Origin of the sequence: Roseovarius mucosus, from assembly GCF_002080415.1 — a bacterium.
GTDB classification, from domain to species: domain Bacteria; phylum Pseudomonadota; class Alphaproteobacteria; order Rhodobacterales; family Rhodobacteraceae; genus Roseovarius; species Roseovarius mucosus_A.
This window is the reverse complement of record NZ_CP020474.1, coordinates 1,927,459-1,938,996: the sequence shown is the minus strand read 5'-3', so window position 1 is coordinate 1,938,996 and position 11,538 is coordinate 1,927,459. Positions and strand designations below refer to the sequence as shown.

Annotated in this window: 9 protein-coding genes; 4 read left to right on the top strand and 5 right to left on the bottom strand. The window is 58.9% G+C overall.

Annotated elements, in window-relative coordinates:
* Positions 1-2: 2 nt before the first annotated feature.
* Positions 3-854, bottom strand: a complete 852-nt coding sequence (locus ROSMUCSMR3_RS09290) for a peptidylprolyl isomerase (protein WP_081507150.1) — start codon at positions 852-854, stop codon at positions 3-5.
* Between the two features lie 192 nt (positions 855-1,046).
* Here ROSMUCSMR3_RS09290 and secA point away from each other — a divergent pair, with 192 nt between their 5' ends.
* The 3 genes from secA (at position 1,047) to ROSMUCSMR3_RS09275 (ending at position 6,395) form a co-directional block, all read left to right on the top strand.
* Complete coding sequence (gene secA / locus ROSMUCSMR3_RS09285) at positions 1,047-3,743, top strand: preprotein translocase subunit SecA (RefSeq protein ID WP_081507149.1); 2,697 nt, start codon at positions 1,047-1,049, stop codon at positions 3,741-3,743.
* A 95-nt stretch (positions 3,744-3,838) separates the two neighbouring features.
* The gene (locus tag ROSMUCSMR3_RS09280) at positions 3,839-4,813 is read left to right on the top strand and encodes a hypothetical protein (RefSeq protein ID WP_081507148.1); all 975 of its coding nucleotides are present in this window, start codon (positions 3,839-3,841) and stop codon (positions 4,811-4,813) included.
* Between the two features lie 25 nt (positions 4,814-4,838).
* Positions 4,839-6,395, top strand: a complete 1,557-nt coding sequence (locus ROSMUCSMR3_RS09275) for a substrate-binding domain-containing protein (RefSeq protein WP_081507147.1) — start codon at positions 4,839-4,841, stop codon at positions 6,393-6,395.
* A gap of 6 nt (positions 6,396-6,401) precedes the next feature.
* On the opposite strand, the gene radC is transcribed toward ROSMUCSMR3_RS09275, so the two are convergent.
* From radC to dnaK, 3 genes are all read right to left on the bottom strand, one after another.
* Positions 6,402-7,157 (bottom strand): RadC family protein, encoded by a 756-nt coding sequence (gene radC, locus ROSMUCSMR3_RS09270; RefSeq protein WP_008281300.1) that lies wholly within the window; start codon positions 7,155-7,157, stop codon positions 6,402-6,404.
* 87 nt (positions 7,158-7,244) lie between these two features.
* Entirely contained in the window at positions 7,245-8,405 is a 1,161-nt protein-coding gene (gene dnaJ / locus ROSMUCSMR3_RS09265) for a molecular chaperone DnaJ (RefSeq protein WP_081507146.1), read from the bottom strand.
* 78 nt (positions 8,406-8,483) lie between these two features.
* Positions 8,484-10,391: a molecular chaperone DnaK gene (gene dnaK / locus ROSMUCSMR3_RS09260; protein WP_081507145.1), complete on the bottom strand. Its 1,908-nt coding sequence runs from the start codon at positions 10,389-10,391 to the stop codon at positions 8,484-8,486.
* A gap of 210 nt (positions 10,392-10,601) precedes the next feature.
* On the opposite strand from dnaK, the gene ROSMUCSMR3_RS09255 reads away from it, so the two are divergent.
* The gene (locus tag ROSMUCSMR3_RS09255) at positions 10,602-11,210 is read left to right on the top strand and encodes an alpha-ketoglutarate-dependent dioxygenase AlkB family protein (RefSeq protein WP_081507144.1); all 609 of its coding nucleotides are present in this window, start codon (positions 10,602-10,604) and stop codon (positions 11,208-11,210) included.
* Positions 11,211-11,288: 78 nt separating this feature from the next.
* On the opposite strand, the gene ROSMUCSMR3_RS09250 is transcribed toward ROSMUCSMR3_RS09255, so the two are convergent.
* On the bottom strand, positions 11,289-11,459 hold the full coding sequence (locus ROSMUCSMR3_RS09250) for a YdcH family protein (RefSeq protein WP_008281304.1): 171 nt from the start codon (positions 11,457-11,459) through the stop codon (positions 11,289-11,291).
* Positions 11,460-11,538: the final 79 nt, after the last annotated feature.

Here is an 11,538-nt window from a genome sequence, read left to right as displayed (position 1 = left end):
GCTCAGTTCTCCAGCAGGTCGGTTTGGTTGATGACAACAGGGTCCATTGCGGTCGTGTCGGTCCGGATCACTTCGGTCGCCGCCTCGCGTGCAGCGATAAAGGCATCAAAGGCCTCTTGCCGCAGGGTGTTGGTCAGCTCGTCGCGCACACCGTCCAGCGTCGGGCGTTCCTTGATCCGCGTCTCGTTGAGTTGGATAACATGCCAACCGAATTGTGTTTGGATTGGCGCAGAGACAGCCCCCACGTCGAGGGCCGCCACAGCGGCAAAGAACTCTGGAACCATCACGCCATCACCAAACCAGCCCAAATCCCCGCCTGACGGGCCGGACGGGCCGATGGAATGCTCCTGCGCCAGCGCTGCAAAATTTGCCCCGCCCTCCAATTCGATCACAAGGTTTTGAGCGGCCTCTTCGGTCTCGACCAGAATATGCGCGGCCTTGTATTCGGTTTCGTCCTCTGCCCCGGCATATTGTGCGTCATAGGCGGCTTGCAGGCGCTCTTCGGTCAAGTCGGCGTTGACAACTTCCTCTGCCACATCGGCGGCCAAAACGGCGCGGCGCTCGTTCTCGAGTTGTAGTGCAGCCGCACGAGACAAATCGCCCTCATGCGCTTGGCTCAACAATTCCTGCTGGATCAGTTGATCCAGAACGCCCTTGAACAGAGCCTCTGGGGGCACCTGATCATATTGCGCGGGCAGGGCTGCGCGAACCGCGAGCATATGCCCAAGGGTAATATCGGTGCCGCCAACGGTGGCCATCACCGTTTCGGCACTTGGGGTGTCCTGCGCAAAGGCCTGAGCGCCAATGGCAAGGCCAGAGACAAGGGCCGCGGTCGAAAGCAAGTGGCGGTACATGAAATCATCCTTTGGTGGGGCCCGCAGAGCGGGGGTGCGCGGGTGCGCAGCGTTGACACTCAACCGGCTGGCCCTTACATCGCCCTGAGACCAAGGCAGAACCGCCGTCTTGCGCCCCGTTTTAGGGGGACGCGGCAAGAGGGGCAAGCGGTTGCCTGCCAAGGATAGGCAAAACACCGGAACGGATAAAACATGTTGGGTATTGGAACGGTCGCCAAAAAGATCTTCGGCACCCCGAATGACCGCAAGATCAAGGCGACGCGCCCGTTGATCGCAAAGATCAATGCGCTTGAATCCGAGTATCAAGGCCTGAGCGATCAGGCGCTCATCGACAAGACCAACGAATTCCGGGCTCGGATCGCCGGGGGCGAAAGCCTAGAGGCCCTCTTGCCCGAGGCTTTTGCCAATTGTCGCGAAGGGGCCCGCAGGGCCTTGGGTCTTCGGGCCTTTGACGTACAATTGATGGGGGGGATATTTCTGCATCAGGGCAATATCGCCGAGATGAAGACAGGCGAAGGCAAAACCCTCGTTGCGACATTCCCCGCTTATCTCAACGCTCTTTCGGGCAAAGGCGTGCACATCGTCACCGTCAATGACTACTTGGCCAAGCGTGATGCCGAATGGATGGGCAAAGTGTTTGGTGCGCTCGGAATGACGACGGGTGTAGTCTATCCCCAACAGCCCGAGTCCGAGAAAAAGACGGCCTATGCCGCTGATGTGACCTACGCCACGAATAACGAACTTGGGTTCGATTACCTGCGCGACAACATGAAATCGTCGCTCGAGGATATGAACCAGCGCGGCCATAACTTCGCGGTGGTCGACGAGGTGGACAGCATCCTGATCGACGAGGCGCGCACGCCCCTGATTATCTCTGGGCCAAGTCAGGACCGCAGCAGTCTTTATCAGTCGATCGATACGCTGATCCCTGAATTGCAAGACGAACACTATAAGCTGGACGAAAAGACCCGAAATGTCACATTCACGGAAGAGGGTAACGAGTTTCTCGAAAACCTGCTTGTGACACGTGGTGTGCTGCCCGAGGGGCAATCTCTCTATGATCCCGAGAGCACGACCATCGTGCATCACGTCAATCAGGGTCTGCGCGCGCACAAACTCTTTACCAAGGACAAGGACTATATCGTGCGCGGTGGCGATGTGGTGTTGATCGACGAATTTACCGGCCGGATGATGGCGGGCCGGCGCCTGTCGGACGGTTTGCATCAGGCGATTGAGGCCAAAGAGGGCTGCACGATCCAGCCAGAGAATGTGACGCTGGCCTCTGTGACGTTTCAGAACTACTTTCGCCTCTATGACCGGCTGTCGGGTATGACCGGCACCGCCCTGACAGAAGCCGAGGAATTTGGCGAAATCTACGGTCTTGGCGTGGTCGAGGTGCCAACCAACAGGCCCATCGCGCGCATCGACAAGGATGATGCCGTCTATCGCACCGCCCGCGAGAAATACGAGGCGATTGCCTCGGCCATTCGCACCGCGAGCGAAAAGGGTCAGCCGACGCTGGTGGGCACCACCTCTATCGAAAAATCCGAAATGCTGAGCAAGCTGCTGACCGAAGCGGGCATTGCTCATAACGTGCTCAACGCGCGCCAGCATGAAAAAGAGGCGCAGATCGTTGCCGATGCGGGCAGGTTGGGCGCGGTGACCATCGCCACCAACATGGCCGGACGCGGCACCGACATCAAATTGGGCGGCAACGTCGACTTCAAAGTTATGGAGGCTATCGCCGCCGACCCAGAAGCAGATCCCGAAGAAATTCGCAAACGGATCGAGGCCGAACATGCCGCCGATGAAGAGGCGGTGAAGGCCGCTGGTGGCCTCTTTGTGCTGGCGACCGAACGACACGAGAGTCGTCGGATCGACAATCAGCTGCGTGGTCGCTCGGGCCGTCAAGGCGATCCGGGTAAATCCGCCTTCTTCCTCAGTCTCGAAGACGATCTTATGCGCATCTTCGGTTCTGAACGGCTGGAAAAGGTGCTGGCAACGCTTGGCATGAAAGAGGGCGAGGCGATCATTCACCCTTGGGTCAACAAATCGCTGGAGCGCGCGCAAGCCAAGGTCGAAGGGCGCAACTTTGACATCCGCAAGCAATTGCTGAAATTCGACGATGTGATGAACGAGCAGCGCAAGGTGATCTTCAAGCAGCGTCTCGACATCATGCGCGCCGAAGATCTGAGTGAGATCATCAAGGACATGCGCGGCGAGGTGATCGACGATCTGGTCGATCAATACATGCCACCCAAGACCTATGCCGATCAGTGGGACACCCAAGGTCTCTATGCGGCGGTGATCGAAAAGCTCAACATGGACCTTCCGGTGATCGACTGGGCCGCAGAAGACGGCGTGGACGACGAGGATATCGTCGCCCGGCTGGACAAGGCCGCCGATGAGATGATGGCGGCCAAGGCAGCACAATTCGGCCCCGATACCATGCGGATGATTGAAAAGCAGATTCTGTTGCAGACCATCGACGGAAAATGGCGCGAACATTTGCTGACGCTCGAGCATCTGCGCAGCGTCGTTGGGTTCCGTGGCTATGCACAGCGCGACCCGCTCAACGAATATAAAAATGAAGCGTTCCAATTGTTCGAAAACATGCTCGATAGCCTGCGCATGGATGTAACCCAGAAACTGGCTCAGATTCGCCCCATGAATGAGGCCGAGCAGCAGCAGCTGATGCAGGAAATGGCAGCGCAGCGCGCAGCGATGATGGCGGCTGCTGACACCAGCGAACCAGCTGAAGTGAATGAGAATGCAGCCCCCGGTTTTGATGAAAACGATCCTGCAACTTGGGGCAATCCGGGGCGCAACGATCCATGCCCTTGTGGATCCGGCAAGAAATTCAAGCATTGCCACGGGCGTCTGGCCTGACACCAGCGCCCGATTGACACCCATTCCGCGCCATACCGGGGCCATTTTTGTGCATTAGGCCTTTCCCTGACAATTGATGTGTCAGGGAGAGTCTTATGTCCAAGGCCAGACGTTACATCACTGCAGGCGGCACGCTCGCCTGTGCTTTGGGGATCGGGTATTTCATGCAGGCCGGGGCTCAGAGCCCGGCGCAGAATGCCACTGCAATCCCCGGCCCGGCCCTAGAAGCGCCGGTTGAGATTACCCAGATCGAGCTGACCTCTGCAGGGGCGGTGCCGCCGATGACAGCGCCAGAGCCTGTTGCCTTGCCTGCAACACCCGTGACGCTGGCCGTGGCTCAGGATGTGCCTTTGACTGACACCCTGCCCGAAGAAGAGATCGCGCCCAGTTTTGCCTGTGATTACATAATGGAGGCCCGCGCGCAGGCCGCCGCGATGGTCGAGGTGACACTCAGTGCGCCCTGTCAGCCCAACACAAATTTCACGTTGCACCACAACGGCATGATGTTCACAGCCGTCACCGATGATCAGGGTGAGAGCACGTTGACCATCCCCGCATTGGCCGAAGCGGCGGTGTTCATTGCTGCGTTCGAAGATGGCGAAGGTGCCATTTCTACTGCAACAATGGACACGCTGGCGCTTTATGACCGCTTTGTCGTGCAATGGCGCGGAGGCGAGGTGCTGCATCTGCATGCGTTCGAATATGGTGCTGAATTCGGTGGCTCTGGTCATGTCTGGGCCAATGCCAGTGAAGATATGACACGCGCGCTCAAGGGCGAGGGTGGGTTCCTGACATCTCTTGGTGAGCCGAATCTCGATCAGGGGCTGAGGGCCGAGGTCTATACCTTTCCCACTGGTGCCATGCTGCAAGATGGCGTTGTGCATTTTCAGGTCGAGGCTGAGGTAACAGACGCCAATTGCAGCCGGGATTTCGAAGCGCAGTCTATCGCGACGGGCGCAGAGGGACTCGTGGTGCAAGATATTGTGCTGGCAATGCCCGACTGCGAGGGGATTGGTGACTTTCTTGTGTTGAAAAACCTGTTCAATGACCTGAAGATCGCGTCGAACTAAAGCGCGGTGTTGCAGGGGGCAAGCTATGACAATTGTGCGTGCGGCGTTCTTCGCCGCACTTTCGTTTCTGATATTACCTGGCTTTGCCCGAGCGCAGGATGTCACGCTACGCTCGCACGACGGCGCTGTGGAGATTTCTGGCAATCTTTTGGGCTTTGATGGCGAGTTTTATCGCGTCGACACGATTTATGGCGAGCTGACGGTAGATGGCTCTGGCGTGGCCTGTGAGGGGCCGGGTTGTCCTGACCTGGAACATTACGTGGCACGTCTGGTGTTTTCCGGGGCGCCCACGATTGGCCGGGTGTTGATGCCCGCTCTGATCGAGGCATTCGCCATTCGCGGTAATTACGACGTGACCCGCGAAGATCTGAGCCCGCAAGAGCTGCGGTTTGCGCTGAATCAGGGCGACGGCACTTTAGTTGGCGAATTTGTGTTTCGCCTGACCAATACCGACGAAGGTTTTGCCGATCTTTTGGCTAATGAGGCCGATATTGCCATGACCCTGCGCGAGGCGCGGCAGGACGAGATCACGCGCGCGCGCGAGGCGGGATTGGGCAATCTGATGGCCCCGGGACAGGTGCGCGTGCTGGCACTTGATGCACTCATTCCCGTGGTCGCACCAAGCAATCCGGTTCAGGATATCAGCCTGCGCGAATTGGCGCAGGTGCTGTCGGGTGACGTTACCAATTGGGCCGCTTTGGGGGGGCCAGATGCGCCGATTGATGTGCACCTCTGGGATGCGGCGACCGGCATTGGTCAGGCCAGCGTCGATCAGGTGCTGCGACCAGAGGGGCGGGACGTGCTGGAACGCGTGCAACGTCACCCCGACGGTGCGACATTTGCCGAGACGGTAGCCAGCGATCCATTTGCCATTGGTCTCACGACACGTTCTGAACAGGGTAACACTTGGGAACTGGCGCTGAGCGGGGACTGTGGTTTTGCCCTCAGCGCCACCCGTCGCGCCGTCAAGACCGAGGATTATCCGCTGACCGCCCCCCTCTTTATCTATTTGCCCGCACGGCGGCTTCCGAAACTGGGGCGCGAGTTCATGACCTATCTGAGGGATCCGTCGGCGCAGTTGGTCATTCGACGCGCCGGGTTTGTGGATCAAACCCCAGAGGAAATCGAGATTAACGCCCAAGGCGACCGATTTGCCAATGCCATCGCGCAGGCAGGCACAGAGGTAGGATTGGAAGAACTGCAACGGATGGTGAAGGTTCTGGGGCCGCTCAAACGTCTGACCACAACCTTTCGGTTCGAGGCTGGATCGGTGCGGCTTGATGCGCAATCCCGCTCTAACGCCGAGCAGTTGGCGCGAGCGATGGAACTGGGCCATTACGATGCACGGCGATTGGTCTTTGTCGGCTTTTCCGATGGCGATGGTCCGGCGGGCACCAATCGCGACATTGCCCTGCGCCGGGCCGAGACGGTACAGCGTGCCGTGATGCGTGCCGCCGAGACTGCAAATCTAGAGCGAATCGGCCTAGAGTTGGATGCCTTTGGCGAGGCGATGCCGATGGCCTGCGATGACACAGCCTGGGGGCGGCAAGTGAACCGTCGCGTCGAAGTCTGGGTGCGCTGACAGCCGTCAGAGAAAGCCTGACGACCGAAAGCTGACCTCAGAGGATTTACCGATCACGATATGGTCGTGCAGCGTCAGGCCGAGCGCCTCTGCGGCGGTCTGAACCTGTCGCGTCATGCTGATATCAGCGGCGGAGGGCGTAGGATCACCCGAGGGGTGGTTATGCACCAGGATAAGCGCGCTTGCATTGAGATGTAGCGCACGCTTGACCACCTCGCGCGGATAGACAGGGACATGATCAATGGTGCCACGCGCCTGTTCCTCATCGGCGATGAGGATATTCTTGCGGTCCAGATAAAACACGCGGAACTGTTCGATCTCGGCATGGGCCATTGTGGTGTGGCAATAATCGAGCAGGGCATCCCAAGAGGAAATGACCTGACGCCGGAGCACACGGGCGCGGGCCAGACGATGCGCTGCGGCTTCCACGATCTTAAGCTCTGTTGCCACCGCTTCACCCACGCCGGGCAGCGCGATAAGCCGGTCCAGCGGGGCAGAGATGACCCCGTTGAAATCCCCGAATTGTGCCAAAAGCGCATGCGCCAACGGTTTCACATCGCGCCGGGGAATGGCGCGAAAAAGCACGAGTTCCAAAAGCTCGTAATCTGGTATCGCTGCGGCCCCTCCTTCAAGAAAGCGACTGCGCAGCCGGGTGCGGTGATCGCGAATATAGGAAGGCTGTGACGCACTTCGTTGTCCCTCTGCTACGTCATTGGCAAAGAGGGGAAGGGGCATATCGGAAAAGGCGCGGGGTTTGCTCATGCGCCCACATTGCCGCAAGAGCCTTAGCAAGAGGTTAACGACTGCGCGGCGCATGAAAAAACCCGGCCGTGTCTGGCCGGGTTTGGTTTAGCTTTTCATCGAGTCCCAGAAACTTCGGACCGATGAGAAAAAGCTCTTGCTCTCGGGGCTATTGTCCTCGCTCAGCGCTTCGAACTCACGCAACAACTCGGTTTGCCGCGAGGTAAGGTTCACCGGAGTTTCAACCGCCATTTCGATGAACATGTCGCCATGCGCCCCACCGCGCAGCGCGGGCATCCCCTTGCCACGCAGGCGCATCTGGCGGCCTGATTGCGAACCGGGTGGTATCTTGACCCGGCTGCGCCCGCCGTCGATGGTGGGCACCTCGATATCGCCACCCAGTGCGGCCTTGGTCATCGACACTGGCACGCGGCAAAAGAGGTTGGTTTCCTCGCGCTCAAACAGCTCATGCTTGGCCACCTCGATGAAGATGTAAAGGTCGCCTGCCGGACCGCCACGCATGCCAGCCTCGCCCTCACCAGCAAGCCGAATGCGGGTGCCGGTTTCCACCCCGGTTGGGATGTTGACCGAGAGCGCGCGATCTTTCTGCACGCGGCCTTGACCCTGACAGCTTTTGCAGGGGTTCTTGATGATCTGCCCCAGGCCTCCGCAGGTGGGACAAGTCCGCTCAACGGTAAAGAAACCCTGCTGCGCGCGCACCTTGCCCATGCCTGAACAGGTGGGGCAGGTGCTGGGCTGCGCACCGCCTTCGGCCCCAGAACCCTCGCAGGCATCGCAGGGCACGGCAGAGGGCACTTTGATCGTCTTTTGCAGGCCAGCATAGGCCTCTTCCAGCGTTATGCGCAGGTTATAGCGCAGGTCGGCGCCACGTGCGGCACGCTGCCGCCCGGTGCCGCCACGCGCACCGCCCATGAAATCGCCGAAAAGGTCATCGAACACATCAGAGAAGGCAGAAGCGAAGTCGCCTTGGCCGGCACCACCGCCAAATCCACCCGGACGCGCGCCGCCACCGCCCATGCCACCTTCAAAGGCCGCATGACCAAAGCGATCATAAGCCGCTTTCTTTTCCGGGTCCTTGAGCACGTCATACGCCTCTCCTGCCTCTTTGAACTGGCGTTCAGAGTCGGGGTTGTCGGCGTTGCGGTCGGGGTGCAGTTCCTTGGCCTTCTTGCGATAGGCCTTTTTTATATCATCGGCCGAGGCGCCCTTGGACAGCCCGAGCACTTCGTAATAGTCACGTTTGGCCATCGGGGATCTCCTTGGTGTGACCCTAATGGGACCGATCCGGCGCGATGCCGAACCGGCCCCGATGGGTCAAGACGGGCCTCAGGCGCGCTTGTTGTCGTCGAGATCCTCGAAATCGGCGTCAAGGATATCATCCTCATCGCCGCCGCGATCGGCTGCACGCGGTTCGTCGTCCGGGTCGCTCTGGCTGGACTTGTAGATCGCCTCGCCCAGCTTCATCGAGGCTTCGGCCACGTTTTGGATGCCAGATTTGATCTTGCCAACATTGTCGGTCTCAAGCTCGTCCTTGAGCGCGGCAATGGCCAGTTCGATCGCCTCAACTGTGGTTGGATCAACCTTGTCGCCATGTTCTTCAATCGACTTTTCGGTCGAATTGATAAGGCTTTCGGCCTGATTGCGGGCTTCGACCAGTTCGCGACGGGCCTTGTCGGCCTCGGCATTCTCTTCGGCGTCCTTGATCATCTTCTCGATGTCTTCGTCCGAGAGACCGCCCGACGCTTGGATCGTGATCTTCTGTTCCTTGTTGGTGCCTTTGTCTTTGGCCGAAACAGACACGATACCGTTGGCGTCAATGTCGAATGTCACCTCGATCTGCGGCATGCCGCGCGGTGCGGGTGGGATGTGTTCCAGATTGAACTGGCCCAGCATCTTGTTGTCCGCTGCCATCTCACGCTCGCCTTGGAAGACGCGGATCGTGACGGCAGACTGGTTGTCTTCGGCAGTCGAGAAGATTTGGCTTTTGTTCGTCGGAATGGTTGTGTTGCGGTCAATGAGGCGGGTGAACACGCCACCCAAGGTCTCAATCCCGAGCGACAGCGGCGTTACGTCGAGCAACACCACATCCTTGACGTCGCCCTGAAGCACACCCGCCTGAATGGCAGCGCCCATGGCGACAACCTCATCGGGGTTCACGCCCTTGTGCGGCTCCTTGCCAAAGAACTTGGTCACTTCCTCAACCACGCGGGGCATGCGGGTCATACCGCCCACAAGAACCACCTCGTCGATGTCGGCGGCGGTAAGGCCCGCATCCTTGAGCGCGGCTTTACAGGGCTTGAGCGACGCGGTGATGAGATCGCCCACAAGGCTTTCAAGCTTGGCACGGGTCAGTTTGACGACCATGTGCAGCGGCTGGCCATTCGACCCCATCGAAATGAATGGCTGGTTGATCTCGGTCTGGGACGAGCTCGACAGCTCGATCTTGGCCTTTTCTGCCGCTTCCTTGAGGCGCTGAAGCGCCATCTTATCCTTGGTCAGATCAACGCCATGCTCTTTTTTGAACTCATCGGCAAGGTAGTTGACGATGCGCATGTCAAAGTCTTCACCGCCAAGGAACGTATCGCCATTGGTGGATTTCACCTCGAAGAGGCCATCGTCAATCTCGAGAATGGTGACATCGAAGGTGCCGCCGCCAAGGTCATAAACCGCGATGGTATGCGTATCTTTCTTGTCCAGACCATAGGCGAGTGCCGCTGCCGTCGGCTCGTTAATGATACGCAGCACCTCAAGACCGGCAATCTTGCCTGCGTCCTTGGTGGCCTGACGCTGAGCGTCGTTGAAATAGGCGGGCACTGTGATGACGGCCTGCGTCACCTCTTCGCCAAGATAGCTTTCGGCGGTTTCCTTCATCTTGCCGAGGATGAAGGCAGAAATCTGTGAGGGGCTGTATTTCTCACCACGAGCCTGAACCCAGGCATCGCCATTGCCACCATCAATAACGGTGAACGGCATGTTCTTTTTGTCTTTGGCGAGATACGAATCGTCCGCGCGACGGCCAATCAGACGTTTCACACCAAAGATGGTGTTTTCTGGATTGGTCACGGCCTGCCGCTTGGCGGGCTGGCCGACGAGACGCTCGGTCTCGGTAAATGCGACGATGGAGGGGGTGGTGCGCGCGCCTTCGGAGTTTTCGATCACGCGGGCCTGAGAGCCGTCCATGATCGCGACGCAGCTGTTCGTGGTGCCGAGGTCAATACCAATAACTTTGGCCATGTTGTTCGATCCCTTCTAACTTAGGCGATGTGACAGAGGCCTGACCCGTTACGGCATCCGGCCCCCGGTGAATGACAGGTCAGCCCGTGGCATGACCAGTGGTTCCGGGCGTATATAGGCAGGGGATTGTGCCCCTGCAAGCGGTGGCTGCTGGGCAATTCCTCGAATTTGGTCCGAATTGGCGCTGTCCGGCGCAAAAGGAGGCACAGGATGCCAGAGCCAACGCTGATCCTGCGGGATGTCGCAATCTACAAAGGGTGGCTCGACCCTCTGGAACAAGAGGCGTTGATCGCGTCCCTGCGCGATGTGGTGGCTCAGGCACCGCTTTTTCAGCCGGTGACACCCTCGGGCCGCGCGATGAGTGTGCGCATGACTTCGGCGGGGCGCTGTGGTTGGATCAGTGACCGAAATGGCTATCGTTACGCGGGCCATCATCCTGATGGAATGGGTTGGCCCCCGATTCCCGAAACTGTTCTGGCAATCTGGCGCGCCTTGGTCAGCGAAACACGGCTGCCGGATTGCTGCTTGATCAACCACTACATGGGGCAGGCGCGCATGGGCCTGCATCAAGATCGGGATGAGGCTGATTTTACTTGGCCGGTGCTGTCGATTTCTTTGGGGGATGATGCGCTCTTTCGCATCGGCAATGTGACACGCGGCGGCAAGACCGACTCGCTCTGGCTTGCGTCTGGCGACGTGGTGGTCATGGGCGGCGCGGCACGGCTGGTCTATCATGGGATCGACCGGATCAGACCCGGCACCTCAGGCCTATTGCGCGGGGGTGGGCGGATCAATCTGACCTGCCGGGTGGTGATGTGAGGCGCCACGCCGTAGCGCATTAAAAAGGCCTTGTCCGCGCACTGGCGGACAAGACCCGTAATAAAAGAACCGGCGCTGTCAGGCGTTGACAGAAAGGCGCTCGATTTCTTCTTTGATCTTGAGTTTCTGCTTTTTCAGCTCCGCGATTTCCAGCGTGCTGCTGCCCGGCGCGCGCTGCGCCCGTTCCACTTGTTCCGAGAGCGCGTGATGTTTCTTCTTCAGTTCTTCAATATGCGAACTCAAGCTCATGGGCAGTCTCCTCTGTGGTGTGGATGTGTCTATTCGACATGGGAAGTGCACCACATTTTTACAATACTGTCACGCTGCA

Bases quoted from the DNA above. Each gene is read 5' to 3' on its own strand.
- ROSMUCSMR3_RS09255 (WP_081507144.1), top strand. From the start codon at position 10,602: ATGCCAGAGCCAACGCTGATCCTGCGGGATGTCGCAATCTACAAAGGG.
- radC (WP_008281300.1), bottom strand. From the start codon at position 7,157: ATGAGCAAACCCCGCGCCTTTTCCGATATGCCCCTTCCCCTCTTTGCC.
- dnaK (WP_081507145.1), bottom strand. From the start codon at position 10,391: ATGGCCAAAGTTATTGGTATTGACCTCGGCACCACGAACAGCTGCGTC.
- secA (WP_081507149.1), top strand. From the start codon at position 1,047: ATGTTGGGTATTGGAACGGTCGCCAAAAAGATCTTCGGCACCCCGAAT.
- ROSMUCSMR3_RS09290 (WP_081507150.1), bottom strand. From the start codon at position 854: ATGTACCGCCACTTGCTTTCGACCGCGGCCCTTGTCTCTGGCCTTGCC.
- ROSMUCSMR3_RS09250 (WP_008281304.1), bottom strand. From the start codon at position 11,459: ATGAGCTTGAGTTCGCATATTGAAGAACTGAAGAAGAAACATCACGCG.
- dnaJ (WP_081507146.1), bottom strand. From the start codon at position 8,405: ATGGCCAAACGTGACTATTACGAAGTGCTCGGGCTGTCCAAGGGCGCC.
- ROSMUCSMR3_RS09280 (WP_081507148.1), top strand. From the start codon at position 3,839: ATGTCCAAGGCCAGACGTTACATCACTGCAGGCGGCACGCTCGCCTGT.
- ROSMUCSMR3_RS09275 (WP_081507147.1), top strand. From the start codon at position 4,839: ATGACAATTGTGCGTGCGGCGTTCTTCGCCGCACTTTCGTTTCTGATA.